The sequence below is a fragment of the Paraburkholderia sp. UYCP14C genome, assembly GCF_004197395.1.
In the GTDB taxonomy this organism is placed as follows: Bacteria; Pseudomonadota; Gammaproteobacteria; order Burkholderiales; family Burkholderiaceae; genus Paraburkholderia.
Genome location: NZ_SELS01000016.1, coordinates 26,320 through 43,276, shown reverse-complemented (window position 1 = coordinate 43,276; position 16,957 = coordinate 26,320). Strand labels below are relative to the sequence as shown.

The 16,957-nt window shown below is 63.2% G+C and carries 16 protein-coding genes and 2 pseudogenes; 11 read left to right on the top strand and 7 right to left on the bottom strand.

Annotated elements, in window-relative coordinates; translation table 11 throughout:
• Positions 1-760: 760 nt before the first annotated feature.
• The 5 genes from EVC45_RS16825 to EVC45_RS16805 all read left to right on the top strand — a co-directional run bounded on the left by EVC45_RS16825 (position 761) and on the right by EVC45_RS16805 (position 5,363).
• A complete protein-coding gene (locus EVC45_RS16825; RefSeq protein ID WP_129959070.1) occupies positions 761-1,936 on the top strand; it encodes an ABC transporter substrate-binding protein in 1,176 nt (391 codons plus the stop codon).
• A gap of 95 nt (positions 1,937-2,031) precedes the next feature.
• On the top strand, positions 2,032-2,892 hold the full coding sequence (locus tag EVC45_RS16820; RefSeq protein WP_129959069.1) for a branched-chain amino acid ABC transporter permease: 861 nt from the start codon (positions 2,032-2,034) through the stop codon (positions 2,890-2,892).
• A 20-nt stretch (positions 2,893-2,912) separates the two neighbouring features.
• Positions 2,913-3,902, top strand: coding sequence for a branched-chain amino acid ABC transporter permease (locus EVC45_RS16815; protein ID WP_129959178.1), 990 nt, complete (start codon positions 2,913-2,915; stop codon positions 3,900-3,902).
• Positions 3,899-4,663: an ABC transporter ATP-binding protein gene (locus EVC45_RS16810; protein ID WP_129959068.1), complete on the top strand. Its 765-nt coding sequence runs from the start codon at positions 3,899-3,901 to the stop codon at positions 4,661-4,663. The genes EVC45_RS16815 and EVC45_RS16810 overlap by 4 nt, the downstream gene beginning before the upstream one ends.
• Positions 4,656-5,363 (top strand): ABC transporter ATP-binding protein, encoded by a 708-nt coding sequence (locus tag EVC45_RS16805; RefSeq protein WP_129959067.1) that lies wholly within the window; start codon positions 4,656-4,658, stop codon positions 5,361-5,363. Before EVC45_RS16810 ends, EVC45_RS16805 begins: the two co-directional genes overlap by 8 nt.
• A gap of 67 nt (positions 5,364-5,430) precedes the next feature.
• Here the strand turns inward: EVC45_RS16805 and EVC45_RS16800 are convergent, their stop codons facing one another.
• On the bottom strand, positions 5,431-6,294 hold the full coding sequence (locus tag EVC45_RS16800) for an alpha/beta fold hydrolase (protein ID WP_129959066.1): 864 nt from the start codon (positions 6,292-6,294) through the stop codon (positions 5,431-5,433).
• Positions 6,295-6,402: 108 nt separating this feature from the next.
• On the opposite strand from EVC45_RS16800, the gene EVC45_RS16795 reads away from it, so the two are divergent.
• Positions 6,403-7,254, top strand: a complete 852-nt coding sequence (locus EVC45_RS16795; protein WP_211193431.1) for a LysR substrate-binding domain-containing protein — start codon at positions 6,403-6,405, stop codon at positions 7,252-7,254.
• Between the two features lie 142 nt (positions 7,255-7,396).
• Here EVC45_RS16795 and EVC45_RS16790 read toward each other — a convergent pair whose 3' ends face one another.
• Positions 7,397-8,527: an MBL fold metallo-hydrolase gene (locus EVC45_RS16790; RefSeq protein ID WP_129959064.1), complete on the bottom strand. Its 1,131-nt coding sequence runs from the start codon at positions 8,525-8,527 to the stop codon at positions 7,397-7,399.
• An 84-nt stretch (positions 8,528-8,611) separates the two neighbouring features.
• Here EVC45_RS16790 and EVC45_RS16785 point away from each other — a divergent pair, with 84 nt between their 5' ends.
• Positions 8,612-9,226 carry a TetR/AcrR family transcriptional regulator gene (locus tag EVC45_RS16785; protein WP_129959063.1) on the top strand — a complete coding sequence of 205 codons (615 nt, stop codon included), beginning with the start codon at positions 8,612-8,614 and terminating at the stop codon, positions 9,224-9,226.
• A gap of 139 nt (positions 9,227-9,365) precedes the next feature.
• On the opposite strand, the gene EVC45_RS16780 is transcribed toward EVC45_RS16785, so the two are convergent.
• Entirely contained in the window at positions 9,366-10,286 is a 921-nt protein-coding gene (locus tag EVC45_RS16780; RefSeq protein WP_129959062.1) for a pyridoxal-phosphate dependent enzyme, read from the bottom strand.
• 151 nt (positions 10,287-10,437) lie between these two features.
• Between EVC45_RS16780 and EVC45_RS16775 the strand changes: the two genes are divergently transcribed.
• The 4 genes and pseudogenes from EVC45_RS16775 to EVC45_RS16760 all read left to right on the top strand — a co-directional run bounded on the left by EVC45_RS16775 (position 10,438) and on the right by EVC45_RS16760 (position 14,110).
• Positions 10,438-11,352 (top strand): LysR family transcriptional regulator, encoded by a 915-nt coding sequence (locus tag EVC45_RS16775; RefSeq protein WP_129959061.1) that lies wholly within the window; start codon positions 10,438-10,440, stop codon positions 11,350-11,352.
• A pseudogene (locus tag EVC45_RS16770) lies at positions 11,353-11,778 on the top strand (CoA-binding protein); the annotation flags it as partial.
• A gap of 195 nt (positions 11,779-11,973) precedes the next feature.
• Positions 11,974-13,269 carry an MFS transporter gene (locus EVC45_RS16765; protein WP_129959060.1) on the top strand — a complete coding sequence of 432 codons (1,296 nt, stop codon included), beginning with the start codon at positions 11,974-11,976 and terminating at the stop codon, positions 13,267-13,269.
• A 58-nt stretch (positions 13,270-13,327) separates the two neighbouring features.
• The gene (locus EVC45_RS16760; protein ID WP_129959059.1) at positions 13,328-14,110 is read left to right on the top strand and encodes a substrate-binding domain-containing protein; all 783 of its coding nucleotides are present in this window, start codon (positions 13,328-13,330) and stop codon (positions 14,108-14,110) included.
• 24 nt (positions 14,111-14,134) lie between these two features.
• Here the strand turns inward: EVC45_RS16760 and EVC45_RS16755 are convergent.
• The 4 genes and pseudogenes from EVC45_RS16755 to EVC45_RS16740 all read right to left on the bottom strand — a co-directional run.
• A pseudogene (locus EVC45_RS16755) lies at positions 14,135-14,422 on the bottom strand (cation:dicarboxylate symporter family transporter); the annotation flags it as partial.
• 12 nt (positions 14,423-14,434) lie between these two features.
• Entirely contained in the window at positions 14,435-15,403 is a 969-nt protein-coding gene (locus EVC45_RS16750; RefSeq protein WP_129959058.1) for a LysR family transcriptional regulator, read from the bottom strand.
• A 214-nt stretch (positions 15,404-15,617) separates the two neighbouring features.
• Positions 15,618-15,974, bottom strand: coding sequence for an STAS/SEC14 domain-containing protein (locus tag EVC45_RS16745; protein ID WP_129959177.1), 357 nt, complete (start codon positions 15,972-15,974; stop codon positions 15,618-15,620).
• 133 nt (positions 15,975-16,107) lie between these two features.
• On the bottom strand, positions 16,108-16,941 hold the full coding sequence (locus tag EVC45_RS16740; protein ID WP_129959057.1) for an oxidoreductase: 834 nt from the start codon (positions 16,939-16,941) through the stop codon (positions 16,108-16,110).
• Positions 16,942-16,957: the final 16 nt, after the last annotated feature.

The window sequence follows — 16,957 nt, the reverse complement described above, 5'->3', positions numbered from 1 at the left end:
GGGTATCGAATCTATTTATCGCACTCGACGCGACAGCATGCCCAAAAGATCTCGATGGGCCACCCCGCACGTCCGTCGAGGCCGGCCGGGCCGAGGATCCACGCGACACGGATCGCCATCGCCCGCGCGCTGGCCCGGCAATGCGCGATGCATGCAGATGAAGCGTATGTGGTTAACCCGCTCTTTCAACCGGTGACGCGCGTGCTTATCGTGCTGGGTGCGGACGGCAGGCACAAGACTTCGACCAGCCCGCCATCCGCAGCCATCGCATTCACGCGCAAGACTGCGCGTGACGTCTTCTGCGGCGCCGGGGCGACCGTCACAGCGGCGAGTCGAAAAGCGCACGCGGAAACGAACAGATACCTGCGCCGCCGGCACTGCCGGACAGGTTCGCAGCCAGGCGGATCACAATCGGGAGGCCTCCGTAGAGGGGACACAAGATGTTCGGATGCAAGATGATCGACGTCAACGCAGTATCCGCCCGACCCGCTCGAACGCCGCTCCAGTGGCACGCGCGCCGATCCGACGACGGCCGCCTCCATCCTGTGCGCACTCCCCTCGAACAGACACGGCACGGTCATTAGCCACCGGCAGCTGACTGCCGCATTCCATGACCGCCGCTCCTCCCAACCGACCTGTCAAATCCTCGGCTCCGGGTGCGCAAACCGTTACGCCGGATCCCGCTCACAGCGTTCTCCCAGCGATGAACAAGGGATCCGATTTTCAACGTTGTTACGTGGTTCGTTAGCAAGGAAATCGAATGCAAAACAAAAAGCGCACTTTGCTCAAGGCCGCGGCCGCACTCATGCTCGCAGGGTCGACCATGCTCGCCCATGCGGACGATGTGGTCAAAGTCGGGCTGATCGTTCCGATGAGCGGTCCGTTCGCGTCGACGGGTCGTCAGATCGACGCGGCGGTCAAGCTGTATATGGCCCAGCATGGCAACACGGTCGCCGGCAAGAAGATCGAGATCATTCTGAAGGACGACACCAATGTCCCGGATACCACCAAGCGCCTCGCGCAGGAGCTGATCGTCAAGGACCACGTGTCGGTGCTGGCCGGCTTCGGGCTCACCCCGCTGGCTCTCGCCGCCGCTCCGCTCGCGACCCAGGCGAAGGTGCCGATGGTCGTGATGGCCGCGGCCACCGCGATGATCACCGAGCAGTCGCCGTACATCGTGCGCTCGGGCTTCACGCTGCCGCAGAACACGTTGGGCATTGCCCGTTGGGCGCCGAAGAACGGCATCAAGAAGGTGGTCACGCTGGTGGCCGACTACGGTCCCGGCATCGACGCGCAGAACTCCTTCAAGAAAGTGTTCGAAGCGGAGGGCGGCAGCGTCGTCGAGCAACTGCGCGTGCCGGTCGCAAACCCCGACTTTTCGCCGTTCCTGCAGAAGGTCGCCGACCTCAAGCCCGATGCGCTGTTCATCTTCGTGCCGTCGGGCGCCGGCGCCGTGTTCATGAAGCAGTTCGCCGAGCGCGGCCTGAGCAAACAGGGCATCGAACTGATCGGCACCGGCGACGTGGTGGACGACGACATCCTGAACGCGATGGGTGACGTGGCGCTGGGCACGGTGACATCGATGCACTACACGGCCGCGCTCGACAATCCCGAGAACCGCGCCTACGTCGCCGCCTTCGAAAAAGCCAACCCCGGCATGCGTCCGAACTTCCACAGCGTCGGCGCCTATGACGGCATGCACCTGATCTACGCGGCGCTGCAAGCCACCAAGGGCGACACCAACGGCGACAAGCTGCTGGCGGCCATGAAGGGCCAGAAATGGAACAGCCCGCGCGGCCCGGTGGAGCTCGATGCGCAGACGCGTGAAATGGTCCAGAACGTGTATATCTCCCGGACCGAACGCGTGAACGGCCAACTGTTCAACGTGTCGTTCGACAAGGTCGACGCCGTCAAGGATCCGGCCAAGATCAAATAACCTCGTCAAACCAGGGCGGACAGCATCCCATGCGCCGACTTGCCCGCCGCGCTCCTCGCACTGCCGGGGGCGCGGCGTTTCGGTGGTAAAAATTCATGCTAACCATTCTCTTCGACGGCATCGCCTACGGCATGCTTCTGTTCGTGCTGGCGAGCGGTCTGGCCATCACGCTGGGGTTGATGAACTTCGTCAATCTCGCGCACGGCGCCTTCGCCATGGTGGGCGGCTACGCCACCGTGCTCGCGATGTCGCGTCTGGGCGTCCCCTTCTTCTGCGCGTTGCCCCTCGCGTTCTTCGCGTCCGCGTTGCTCGGCGGCATTCTCGAACGCACGCTCTACAAGCGGGTGTACGGGCAGTCCGAGCTCAACCAGGTGCTGTTCACGATCGGCCTGACCTTCATGGCCATCGCGACCGTCGACTACTTCATGGGCTCGACCCAGCAGTTCCTGAATCTGCCGCAGTGGCTACAGGGCCGCACGGTGTTCGCCGGCATCGGCATCGGCTACTACCGGTTGTTCGTGATCCTCGTCTGCGTGGTACTCGTCGTCGCGCTGCAGCTGATTCTGACCCGAACCCGGTTCGGCAGCCGCCTGCGCGCATCGGTGGATGATCCGCGCGCGGCGAGCGGCCTCGGCATCAACATCAACTTCGTGTTTCTGACCACCTTCGCGTTCGGCTCGGGCCTCGCCGGCCTCGGCGGCGCGCTGGGCGCGAACATGCTCGGCCTCGATCCGATCTCCCCGCTCAAGTTCATGATCTATTTCCTGGTCGTGGTCGCGGTAGGCGGCACGACCTCGCTGACCGGTCCGCTGCTCGCTTCGCTGCTGCTCGGCATCGCCGACGTGGCGGGCAAGTACTACATCCCCGATCTGGGGGCATTCATCATCTACGGCGTCATGATCATCACCCTGATGTGGCGACCACAAGGTCTATTCGTCAGGGCGGGGGGCAAATGAAGTCGGCAACTTCTAGCGAAATGGGCACAGCGAAGATCGCGCCCGAAGTTCGCAGCATGGGCAGGCAGTGGTCGCGCTGGCGCCCCGTTGAAATCATCTTCTGGATCGCGGCCCTGGGTGTCTGCGTGACGCCGCTGAATAACTTCCTGCTGCTCAACGAGATGGCGATCCTCGCGTTGTTCGCGGTATCGCTGGACCTGATCCTCGGTTACACCGGTATCGTCTCGCTGGGCCATGCGGCCTTTTTCGGTCTCGGTGCCTATTCGGCTGCGCTGCTGGCCAAGTATTTCAATCTCGATCCGCTGTTGGGCATGCTGCTCTCGTGCGGCGTCGCGGCGCTGGCGGGTCTCGTCACCAGCGTGCTGGTGATGCGCGGCTCGGACCTCACGCGCCTGATGGTGACGCTCGGCGTGGCCTCGATCCTGCATGAACTCGCCAACAAGCTGGGCTGGCTCACCGGCGGGGCCGACGGCATGACGGGCGTGCCGATGGTGCCGCTGTTCGGTCACATCGAGTTCGACCTCTACGGCAAGGCGGCCTACACCTACTCGATCGTCACGCTGTTCGTGCTGTTCGTGGTCGCGCGCGCGGTGGTGAAGTCGCCGTTCGGCATGTCGCTGCAGGTGATCCGCCAGAATCCGCTTCGCGCGGCGGCCATGGGTGTGCCGGTCAACCTGCGGCGCACCGCCGTCTACACGTTGAGCGCTGCGTACGCGGGCGTGGCCGGCGCCCTGCTCGCGCAGACCACCGGCTTCGCATCGCTCGACGTGCTCGACTTCCACCGCTCGGCCGACGTGCTGCTGATGCTGATGATCGGCGGCGCGGGTTATCTGTATGGCGGCATCATCGGTGCGGTCGTATTCAGGTTCATGCAGGACCGCCTGGCCGACATCACGCCGCAATACTGGCAGTTCTGGATCGGGTTGCTGCTGGTGATCATCGTGATCGTCGGTCACGAGCGGCTCGTGCGTCCGTGGACGTGGTTCCGTCGCAGCGGAGGCAGCGCATGACGATCGCACTGCAGACCTTCAAGCTGGTCAAGCGCTTCGGCGGCCTCGTCGCGACCAATGACGTGTCGATCGCGGTCGAGAAAGGCGCCCGCCAGGCGCTGATCGGCCCCAACGGCGCCGGCAAGACGACGCTGATCAATCAGCTGACGGGCGTGCTGTCGCCGACGTCGGGCCGCATCGAGCTCGAAGGCCACGACATCACGTCGCTGTCCGTGCACAAGCGGGCTCGCGCGGGGCTCGTCCGCACGTTCCAGATCAACCAGCTGTTCAAGCACATGACGGCGGCCGAATCGCTGGCCGTTGCGATCTCGGAGCGCGATGGTCTCGGCGCGCGCTTCTGGCGCGCGCTGGGCCGGCGCGGCGAAGTCATGGACGAAGTCGCTGCGCTGCTCGAACAGTGCAGGTTGCTCGACGTCATGCATCGCGAAACGCGCGTGCTGCCCTACGGCAAGCAGCGTCTGCTCGAAATCGCGCTGGCGCTGGCGGCCAAGCCGCGCGTGCTGCTACTGGACGAGCCGGTGGCCGGGGTTCCCGACGGCGAACGCCGCGAGATTCTGAATACGGTCGCCGCGTTGCCCGACGACGTAACCATCGTGCTGATCGAGCACGACATGGACCTGGTGTTCAGCTTCGCCAACCGCATCTCGGTGCTGGTGAGCGGCGGTCTGCTCACCGAGGGCGCATGCGCCGAGATCGCCCGCGACCCTCGCGTGAAGGCTGTGTATCTGGGCGAGGAGCTGGCTGGAGGGGAATATGCCTGAATTGCTGAAGCTGGAGGGAATCGTCGCGGGATACGGCGAAGCCAGGATCCTGATGGACATCGATCTGGCCTTGGATCAAGGCCAGGCGCTCGCGCTGCTTGGCCGCAACGGCACGGGCAAGACCACGCTGATCAACAGCATCGTCGGCCACACGCGGCGTTTTAGCGGCCGAATCTGGCTCGATGGCAAGGACGTCACCGGCTTCAAGCCGCACCAGCGCGCGCTGGCCGGCATTGGCTGGGTGCCGCAGGAGCGCAATATCTTCAAGTCGCTGACGGTCGAAGAGAACCTGACCGCGATCGCCGTGCCCGGTCCCTGGGATCTGGCTCGCGTCTACAGGATGTTCCCGCGCCTGCAGGAACGCCGGGCCAATATGGGCAACCAGCTGTCCGGCGGCGAGCAGCAGATGCTGGCCATCGGCCGCGCGCTGATGCTCAATCCCAAGGTGTTGCTGCTCGACGAACCGCTCGAAGGTCTCGCGCCGATCATCGTGCAGGACCTGATGCGCATCCTGTCGGAGATCATCCGCGACGAGGGCATGTCGGTGATTCTAGTCGAGCAGAACGCGCGCAAGGCCCTGAGCATCACGCACAACGCCGTGGTGCTCGAGCGCGGCTCGGTCATTCATGCGAGCACGGCGGCTGAGCTGCTGGCCCAGGATCACAAGATCGATACCTTGCTGGCCGTGTCTCAACACTGAGCGGCGGGCGATGCGCGCGCGGGCAACGTGCGCGCCGCCGAGCATTCTGATGTCGGCCGGGCTACGCCTACGCCGCGAAGGTCGCGACCGCCCGGTTGAACGCATCCGGTCGCGCGACATTCATCCCATGCGACGCACCGTCGATCGTCTCGCGTTCGGCAAACTCGATCCACTGTTCGAGCTTGTCGACCGTATTGCGGAACATGCGGGGACTTTTCTGGCCATCGATCAACAGCGTACGGCACTTGATATCGCGCGCGGCTTCCGGCGTGTAGGCGGGAAGCGGATCGAGCAACTGCTTCGGCAGCGTGAGCGCGTTGTCGAGCGCCATGCGACGAAAGCTCTCCGGGCTTTTGTTCCAGAACCCCGGCATGCTCACGGAGTCGACGAACATCGACAGGCCGGCGTCGAACTCGCCCCGCTGAATCAGTTCCGCGACACGGGCGCGCAACACGTTGGTCGCCGGCGGCATGTACGCGGGCTGCCCCCTCGGTTCGGTTTGCAGCGGCCCGCCGGGATCGGCCAGCGTCAGTGTTTTGACGAGGCGCGGATATTCGCGCGCAAGATGGAATGCCACGCATCCGCCCCGCGAGTGGCCGACCAGATGAACGGGAGCCAGGTCGAGCGCCGTGATGAATCCGGCAATTTCCTCGACGTGCGTCTCCCAGCTGAAGTCGCTATGTCCAAACGCATCGACCTCCGGCCAGTAATGGCTCAGGCTCGGCGCCAGGCAGCGAAACCGGCCGGACAGGGAGGCCATCTGGGCGTCCCAATAGCGAAAGTCGCACAGCGAGCCGTGCACGAACACCATCGGCTCGCCGCGTCCGGACTCGACGTACGGGATGGCAACGCTGGACGCGGTGGTCACGAACGACGGCGCGGACCCGCCATAGGCGGAGGCCAGAATCGATGGACTGGTACGTGCATTCATCTCAGTGCTCCTTTGCCGACACTATCGATGCTGTGCTGGCAAAAGAAAATCGCATAATATTGATGGAATCGATCTACTTTTCTGATATCAACCATCATGGCAACGGAAATGAAAGCGCTCGATCTGGACGTGCTGTCGATGATCATCGCGGTTGCGGACGCCGGCACGATCAGTCGCGCGGCCCAGGTCGTGCATCGCTCGCAATCGGCGGTGAGCATGCAGATCAAGACGCTCGAGACGGCGCTCGGCAAGGCGCTGTTCGTGCGCAAGCCTCGCAGCGTGGTGCCGACGCAGGACGGCGAAATGCTGTTGACCTACGCCCGACGGATGATCGCGCTGCGTGACGAAGCATGGGCGGCGGTGGTCCGGCCCGACGTGACCGGACGCGTGGTGATCGGCGTGCCGGACGACTATGCGACGTCTCTATTCCCACCGATCCTCAAGAAATTCTCGGCGACCTATCCCAAGGTGGAGATTCAGGTGGTGGGGCTGCCGAGCGTTGCGCTCGAACCCATGCTGAAGGACGGCACGGTCGATCTCGTCTGCGCGACGCGCGTGAAAGGATTGCACGGCGAGTTCCTGCGTCACGAACCGATGGTTTGGGCCGCCTCGCCAGGCGCGACCGAGATCTGGCGCGAAAGGCCCTTGCCCATCGCCGTGTTCTTGCCCGGCAGCGTCGCGCGAGAGAAAGCCATCCGGAGCCTGGAGCGCGCACGCATCACGTATCGAACCTCGTATGAGAGTCCGAGTCTGCTGGGTCTGCTGACGATGGCCGAGGCCGGACTCGCGGTGACCCCTTTGGCCAAGTGCGCGGTACCGGCTCACTTCTCGCTGCTGGGCGCCGCGAACGGCCTGCCGGAGATCGGCACGCTTGAAGTGGTGCTGGCGCGAAGTGCCGCGTCGAAACGAGCAGTATGCGATTTTCTTGCTGAACGCATTCTCGCCGACCTGAAGAATTAAGTGGCCACGCTCGTGGGAGACTAACGTGTTTCAACCGCCCCTGATATAGCGAATCGTGCTGTGCAAATCACCTGGGCGCCGCTGCCGACAGGTCCGCTCCGGCGCTGTCGCCAGCCGCAAAGACGTGGCTTAGCTAACGACCTCAGGAAGACTCCCCTCCCTCGACCCCGCGCGACGCGCACATCCGCCACGCGGCCTTCGGCGCAACGACGGCTTGCGCAACGCCGCGCCACCAGCGTTCGCCGCGATGCACCGCAGCCAGATCGAGCCGCTCGCCCATGCGCGGTGTCGACAGCGCGACGCCGCGCGCGAGCGCCAGCCCCGTCACCCTTTCGAACGGCTCCTGCCAGCGATGCATCGCGAGGTCGAAGGTGCCGTTATGGATCGGCACGAGCCAGCGGCCGCGCAGGTCGATATGCGCCTGCACGGTTTCTTCGGGCTGCATATGAACGTATGGCCACATCGCGTCGTACGCGCCGGTTTCGATCAACGTGACGTCGAATGGTCCGTGGCGCTCGCCGATCGCGCTGAAACCATCGAAGTAGCCGGTGTCGCCACTGAAGAACACGCGCAGATCGTCATCGACGATCACCCACGACGCCCACAACGTGTGATTGCCGTCGAACAGGCTGCGCCCGGAGAAGTGCTGCGCGGGCGTCGCGGTGAACTCGATGCCCTCGACCTCGGTGCCCTGCCACCAGTCGAACTGCCGGACCTTCGCGGCGTCGATACCCCATTCGATCAGCCGGTCGCCGACCCCGAGCGGCGTCAGAAACACCTCGGTACGCTGCGCCAGAACCAGGACGGTTTCGCGGTCGAGATGGTCATAGTGATCGTGCGACAGGATCACCCCGTGCAGCGGCGGCAAATCGTCGAGCGAGATCGGCGGCGCATGAAAGCGCTTCGGACCGAGATTGCGGAACGGCGACGCCCGCTCGGCGAACACGGGATCGGTCAGCCAGAACTTGCCGCGCAACTTCAGCAGCATCGTCGAATGACCGAGCCGGTACAGGCTGCGGTCGGGCGCCGCATCGAGTTGCGCGCGCGTCAGCGTTTCGACCGGCAACGCGTCGGCCGGCGCCGTGCCGCGCGGCTTGTTGAACAGCACCGTCCACGCGAGGCCGAGCGTTTTGCGCAGGCTCTCCGCCGGACGCGGCTTGACGTTGCGGAAGCGCTCGCCGTCATGCTGCGGCGACTGGCTGAACCTCGCGCGGCTGCGCTGTGCGGCGTTTACGCCGAGCATTCGGCGGAAATAGGCGGGAAGCGACGTCATGAAGTTGACCTTCCGAAGAAAATGTACACTCGGCAGTGTAGTTTATTTTCGAGAAAAGTAAACTGGTCAGTGTAAAATCGTTGGATGGAATCCAATGCCCGTCCCCAACGTCTGACTGACCGAAAGCGCATCGCGATCGTCGCCGCCGCGATCGAGGAATTCCTCGCGGCCGGCTATGACGCAACCAGCATGGACCGCATCGCCGCCCGCGCGGACGTCTCGAAGCGTACGGTCTACAACCATTTCCCGAGCAAGGAAGCCCTTTTCGCGGCGATCCTGCATCAACTGTGGGACGCGAGCCAGGACGGCGATGCGCCCTCTTATCGTGCCGACCAACCGTTGCGCGCGCAGTTGCTCGATCTGCTGGAGCGCAAGCTGCGGCTGCTGCACGACGAGAACTTTTTGTCGCTTGCACGGGTGGCGATCGCGGCCGGCATCCATTCACCGGAGCGCGCGCGCGACATGGTCGCCCGGATGGGGGAACGCGAGGAAGATCTGACGGCGTGGGTCCGGGCAGCCGCCGCGGACGGCCGCATCAGCACCGATGATCCCGTCTTCGCGGCCCTGCAATTGCAGGGGCTCGTGAAGGCTTTTGCCTTCTGGCCGCAAGTGGCGATGGGGCAAGTGCCGCTCGATGCCAACGAGCAGAAGCGGATCGCGGAAGCGGCGGCGGATATGTTTCTTGCTCGGTATACGTGAGTCTGATTGTTGGGTTGGGGTGTTATGCCGATCGCGCCTGGATTTTCGATTTGTGTGGAGTCTTTATGGGGTACGGAAGTCACGCTTCTTCCGCAGCGGCGGATGCGTCCGCGACCCCAAGCGGGCATGGCTGCATGGCTCAACCGATCGAAGTAGCCAGCGCACGCAATTGATCGACCGATGCCGTGACGCCACCGCAGACGATGACGGCAATGTCAGACGCTGAAGCGATCGTCGGGTGGTCCAGGTGAAGCGCGGCAAGCGCCGCTCCGCATGCGGGCTCGACCACCACGCGGTGCTCGTCGAGAAACTGCAGTGCTGCCGCGACCGCTAGCGCATCGGGCACGACAACATTGCGGATTACGTGTTTGGCTGTCCATTCGAGAGCCTTGTCACACGGCCGTTTGGCACCAAGCGAGGTGGCTATGCTCGATATGGCGGAAAGCTCGACCGGCCGCCCTTGCGCAACGGAACGGGCATAACAGTCCGCTCCTTCCGTCTCCACCGCAATGATTGGAACGTCTGACCAGTCATTGCGCCATAACCCTTCTACCACTCCGCATAGCAACCCTCCACCGCCAACAGCCAGGATAACGGCATCCGGCTTCGGTCCAGTCACGGCAATTTCATCCACCATGGTCGCATGCCCGCGCCACAAGACAGGATCGTCGAACGGATGCACAAAGGCGCATTGAGGACCGTTAAGGGATTGCGCCATGTCGTTCGCTTCCGCCCACGTCGCCCCATGCACGATCATCTCCGCACCCTCGAGCCGGATGAGGTCGCGTGCCCGCTGTGAAGTGCTCTCGGGAACCACGACAACCACGGGCACGCCCAGTTCGCGACCGCAATACGCCACCGCGATGCCCGCGTTGCCGCCCGACGAGGACACCAGGCGTTGCGCCCCGGACGCAAGCTGTGACTCGCATACGGCGCCGACGCCTCGCAGCTTGAACGAACCCGTGGGTTGCATGGCCTCCATCTTGAGCCAGACATTCTTTTGCAGTCTGCGCGAGTGGAACTGGGATCGTACGAAAGGGGTTTCGATGTGGAGCGGCATGGAGCGAAGCAGATTCAGGAAGATTGTCGTTCAGGCTGCGGCAGTTGGCTCTGGACGGAAATATCGTAAGCAGTATGAGATATGCTTGCAAATACTATCTCCGTCAGATAGCTATACTTATTAAGTATATTGTCCAAGTGGTGAATTCGGTATGCGCAACGTCGAGATGCGTCATCTCCGCTACTTCGTAGCGGTCGCGGAGGCTGGAAGCGTGATGGCCGGCGCACGATCCGTGGGGATCGTTCAACCCGCGTTGTCCCGACAAATTCGAGAACTCGAGGAGGCGATCGGCACGCCGCTGTTGGCACGCAAATCGAAAGGCGTGGAACTGACTGCAGCGGGCGCGAGTTTCTTCCAAGATGCAAAACAGCTTCTGGCCGACCTGACGACAAGCCGCGAGCGCGCCTTGCGGTGTGCGGCGGGGCAGCTTGGCGAGCTTCGCCTGGGTGTGCTGCCGAGCTATCTTGGCTTGCCCGTGGTCACCTGCGCCCTTAAAGCCTTCAGGGCATCGTGCCCGGACGTGAAGGTTTCCGTTTCGCCGATGCTTTCAGCAGAACAGGTAGCCGCGATTGCGAACAAGCAACTGGACGGCGGCATCATGGCGTGGCGCCGCGACGAAGCTCCATACCTGTCGAGCGCAGTGCTAATCAGCGACCGCTTCGTTCTCGCCATTCCCGCATCGCAGGGGCGCCGACGCAAAGGGCCCGGCAAATTGGCTGAACTGGCCGACCAGCCATTCGTTTGGTTTGACCCGCGTCGCTCCGCCACCCACCATCGCTTCCTGATTGCCCAATGCGAGCGCGCAGGCTTTACGCCCCAAGTGACCCAGATCGGCAGCGACGTGCCGACGTTAATCGGTCTCGTTGCCGCCGGAATGGGATGCGCGTTCGTCCCGGAGAGTCTGTCTGCAGTTTGCCCGCCGACGGTTCGGTTGATCCCACTCGAGGAGGTCGCCGAACGATTCGACGTCGAATTTGCGTTTGACGGAGATACGGCAGCCCCGGTTGTTTCCCGGTTTCTCGACGCGTTGCGGCAGGTAACCGCCAGGCGGATGCCAAAGCCTTAGAAGAAACATGTGGGCAGCCTCGACATTGCCAAACTTCCGGGTGTCAATCATCCGGTCTTCAAAGACAAGCGGGTGAATCACGACCCGCGCGAAATCTTCATCGCCAACCTCTATGCAGCCCGCGGCGAGTACAACGTGTTTCATACGTATTACCGCGTGCTCGCGCAGGCGCTTTTCAACGCCGGAGTATCGCGCAACGTCTATTGCGTCAATGTCGACGCAGCGATCGCCGCGCTGCTGCTCAAGATGCTGTGGAAGCCGCTCAGACGCGGAGAGCTCAGCGAGACGGATCTCGAAACGGCCGCGTTAACGATCTTTCTCTATCCGCGCATGCTCGGCTGCGCCGCGGAAATCGACGACCACCCGAACCGCGGACGCAATATGGACACACGTACAGCCGCTTCCCAGTGCCACTTCGTGGCGTAACCAGGGGCCTGTGACGGCCGCCGCCGCGTGCTCGCGTTGCAAGGCGCGGTGGTGTCGGCAGGTCTCGATTGATAACGATGGAACATCAATCGTTCCGAAAATTGCACTTATCGTTTTGCCGGCCCCGGGCGAACATTGCCAAAACCACAATCGACCGGACCACCGCGTATTTTCCGGATTTCAGGAGACATCTCGATGCACCTTTCGTCTAGCCCTTCGACCGGACATTCAAAGGCCGCTGCGGTTTTTCGCGTAACGGCCGGGAATTTCCTGGAGCAGTTCGACTTCTTCCTGTTTGGCTTCTACGCCACGCAGATCGCCCACGTCTTCTTTCCCGCCGAGAGCGAATTCGCCTCGTTGATGATGACCTTCGCCGTCTTCGGCGCCGGCTTTCTGATGCGGCCGCTGGGCGCGATCGTGCTTGGCGCCTACATCGACGACGTCGGCCGCCGCAAGGGCCTCATCGTCACGCTCGCCATCATGGCAAGCGGGACCATCCTGATCGCGTTCGTACCTGGTTACGCCTCGATCGGACTTCTGGCACCCGCGCTCGTGCTGCTTGGGCGGCTGCTGCAGGGCTTCTCGGCGGGAGCCGAGCTGGGCGGCGTCTCGGTGTATCTCGCCGAGATGGCCACGCCCGGCCGCAAGGGCTTCTTCACGAGCTGGCAGTCCGCGAGCCAGCAGGTGGCGATCGTTGTCGCTGCGGGTCTCGGTTTCGCGCTCAATCAATGGCTCAGCGTACCGGCCATCGCCGCGTGGGGATGGCGCGTACCGTTCTTCGTCGGCTGCATGATCGTGCCGTTCATCTTCATGCTGCGCCGCAATCTGGAGGAAACGCAGGAGTTCAAGGCGCGCCAGCATCGTCCGAGCATGAAGGAAGTGCTCGGCACGCTGATCCAGAACTGGGCCGTCGTGGTCGCGGGCATGATGCTCGTGGCGATGACCACCACGAGCTTCTACCTCATCACGGTCTACGCGCCGACCTTCGGCAAGACGGTCCTGCACCTGAGCACCGCCGACAGTCTGCTCGTGACCCTGTGTGTCGGCGTGTCGAACTTCGTATGGCTGCCGATCGGCGGGGCGCTCTCCGACAAGATCGGTCGCCGGCCGCTCCTCGTCGGCATGACGGTGCTAGCCATCGCGACCGCATACCCGGCACTGTCGCTGCTTGCTCACGCGCCGAGCTTCGTCAACATGCTGCTCGTCCTCCTTTGGCTCTCGTTCATGTACGGCATCTATAACGGCGCGATGGTTGTCGCGCTCACGGAAGTGATGCCGGTGCAGGTACGCGTTGCAGGCTTCTCGCTCGCCTACAGCCTCGCTACAGCCGTGTTCGGAGGCTTCACGCCCGCGATCTCGACGGCTCTCATTCACATGACCGGCGACAAGGCCGCACCCGGCTACTGGATGAGCTTCGCAGCAGCATGCGCCCTTCTGGCGACGTTCGCGCTCTATCGCCGCCGTGCAGTGACGCTGACTCCGGCGCACTGAAGCGCGTCCTCCGTCCCGCATGCTCCCGCACCCATCGCAACCACGCACGACCACGATCATGAGAAACCTGCTTCTGAAACTTTGCGCGACAGCGCTCGTCGCAACCTCGGCCGCTGCGGCGAACGTGCAGGCCGCCGACCTGCACGTCATGAGCTCGGGCGGCTTCACCGCCGCGTACAAGGTGCTCGGCCCCAGGTTCGCGTCGCAAACGGGCAATACACTAGACACCGCGCTCGGCCCGTCGATGGGCAAATCGCCCGAAGCGATCCCCAACAGGCTCGAGCGTGGCGAGCCTGCGGACGCCGTCATCATGGTCGGCTACGCACTCGACGAGCTGATCAAGCAAGGCAAGGTCATCCCCGGATCGCGGGTCGAGCTGGCCGATTCGCGCATCGGCATGGTCGTGCGCGAAGGTGCGGCGCAGCCCGACATCGGCTCGGCCGAAAGCCTCAGGCAGACCCTGCTGCATGCGAAGTCGATCGCCTACTCGGACAGTGCGAGCGGCGTCTATATCGAGCGAGAGTTGTTCAAAAAGCTCGGCATCGAGGATCAGATCAGGTCGAAGGCAAAGATGATCCCGCGGGTTCCAGTGGCATCGGTGGTGGCGAATGGTGATTACGAAATCGGCTTCCAGCAGGTGAGCGAACTGCTGCCCGTCCCGGGCGCGACCTTCGTCGGCAAGATTCCCGAGTCTCTGCAGTCTGTCACGCGCTTCGCCGCCGGCATCCCCGTCGGTGCGCAGCATCCAAAGGAAGCGAAGGCGCTCCTCGACTATCTCGCTTCACCCGATGTACAAGCAGATGTGAAATCGACCGGGCTCGATTCGGTCTCCGCGCATTGAGGCAGAACCAGGATAGGCCTTACCTCAGGCAGCCTTCCCGTCACGCGGGGTATCCGTCGCGGGGTGATTGGCACCGTCGGGGCGGTCTGGCTCGGCCGCCCTGAGCATCTGCGCGAGACGTGCACGATCGCACGCGCCTCCCCACAACGAAACGAAGATCACTGCGCAGGCGTTGCTGATTACGCTCGTAAGGGCACGTGCCTCGGACATGAAGCGGTCGATGCCCACCAGTAGCGCCACGCCGGCAACGGGCAAATCCGGAATCACGGTGAGCGTCGCGACGAGCGCGACCAGTCCGCTGCCGGACACGCCATCTTGCCAACCTCACGATGCGGACTTCCTTCTCGTCTTCTCTTTTGTCGTCACGTGATCGCCCACGGCATCGCTGCCTGCGACGCCGCCGCGCTTCATCTCGATGATGGTCCGGTGAAACTCCTGCGCGGCCGGTGTGAGCGGTCGTCCGCGACGTGTCACGATTCCCACGCGTCGTTTCACCACAGGTTCGACCAGCGGCACGCTCGTGAGGATGGGATGGTCATGTCCGGGCATAGCCATCGACGGCACCGCGGCGACACCCAGCCCCGCTTCGATCAACCCAAGCATGGTTGTGACATGACGCGTCTCGCAGACGCTCGGCACGCGCGGCGCCACGGCCGAGAGCGCCTGGTCGAGCAACAGGCGGTTACCGGAAGTCTTGTCCACCGAGACGTACTCGTGCTCGTAAAGCTCGTTCCAGGTCACGCGCTTCTTGCGCGCAAAAGGATGGTCACGGCGGCAGGCAGCAACAAACCGCTCCTGCAGCAGCACCTTGAACTCGAGATCCGACTCCTGGCTGCCCATAAAGCTCACGCCGAAATCAGCCTCGCCGCTGATGACTGCGCCAAGCACCTCGTTCGCGCTCGAATCCAGCAGCTTGACCCTGATGCGTGGAAAGCGGCGATGATAGCTTGCGATGACGTTCGGCAGAAAGTAGTAGGCCACCGAAGGCACGCATGCGATGGTCACATGACCCAGGCGGCTCGACGAAACATCGCGGATGCCGAGCAGCGCGACGTCGAGATCATCAAGCAGTTGCTCCGCGCTCGGGGCGAACACACGGCCGACGGTGGTGAGCGTGACGCTGCGCGTGGTGCGCTCGAAGAGACGCACGCCGAGCGCCTCCTCGAGCTTTTCGATCCTACGACTCAAGGCCGGTTGGGAAATACTGACCGCCTCGGCGGCCTTTCGGAAGCTTCCCAGCTCCACCACCGCACGAAATGCCTGCAAGTCATTCAGGTCGAAATTAACGCCCACGGGCCCGCCTCCGCATCTTGGATGCCGAACATTTTGCATGATTCAGACGAGAGCGCCCATCGGGGACGACGTCCGTCTGCGAAGCTCCTTGAAGAGGGTCGCAGACGTGAAGCGCGATGGGCCGGTTTTATAGAGTCAGCCGTCATTCGCGTTAGGGACGCAGCTAACTCTTCATGGCCGGCCTTTGCCCGATACCCCCGGCTGCAGGCGACCTTCACGCATTGATCCACGCTCGCGCCAGTTCCAGCTCGTCGACGCGAAACGCCTTGATTTCAGCCTTGGTAAAAAACCGCGCCAGATGCATCGAGGCGTGAATCCAGCGTGCGTCGGCCACCACGGCGGCGCGCGTGACCTTGCGGGCGAGCGGGACGCCGAGCGTCAGGTCGGTCCACACCGCCTTCGGCTCGATGCCGCTGAAATGCTCAATGCGTTCAAGTACGCGGGTCTTACCGTTCAGTTCGAGATCACCACGCATGCGCTCGATGGCTTCGCGCAGTTCGTGGTCGGTGATCTTGCCTTCGACGGATATTTCGATGACCGAAGAATCGGGTACGGTGTGATAAACGATCATGGCAGGCCCCCTGGCTAGCGAGGTGCTACACGTTCGGGCACGGATGTGCCCGGCGTTCGATTCGTTTCTCATGGTACTGCGCTTCTTTGCCGAGCGGATTTGAAACACGAAAGACTCTCCGCCGCGGCCGTCATCAGCCATCCGTCGACACGGTGGTCGCCTCCCACGCACCGATTTCCGCGTTCAATGCCGATAACTTGTCTCGAACGAGCCCGAGTGCGTCGCTACCGAGCAAAAGATGCGTGGGCGGATGATCCGCTGCGATGGCGCTCAGCATGGCGCGCGCCGCTTTGCTGGGATCTCCCAATTGCTTGCCGCTTTTTTGCTCGCGGGCCTGGCGGACGGGATTGAAAATCTCGTCGTAGTCCGGAATCGAGCGAGGGGTCCGCGTCATCGAGCGACCAGCCCAATCAGTGCGGAATGAGCCCGGCGCCACGGCCGTCACGGCAATACCGAAGGACTTGACCTCTTTGCCAAGCGCCTCGGAGATGCCCTCCAACGCAAACTTGCTCCCGCAGTAATAGGCGATTCCCGGCATCGTGATGTAGCCGCCCATCGAGGTGATATTCAGAATGTGGCCGCGGCGGCGCTTACGCATGAAAGGCAGGACGGCCTTCATCATGGCGACCGCACCAAATACGTTTACATCGAACTGTCGGCGCATTTCCGAGAGCGGCGACTCCTCCATGATGCCCTCGTGGCCGTAGCCGGCATTGTTGACCAGCACATCGACTGGTCCGACGCTGGCCTCGATTTCCGCCACGACGCCGTCGATCGCGTCGAAGTCGGTCACGTCGAGCACACGCGCCCACGCGGCATTCGCGAATGCCGACTCGAATTCCCGCTTTGCCTCGTCACTTCTCACCGTACCGACGACCTTGTGACCCACCGCCAGCGCTTCCTGTGCGAGCGCGCGGCCAAAGCCGCTGCTGACCCCGGTGATGAGCAGAGTTTTGCTGGATGCCATTGAAGCTTCTCCCGAA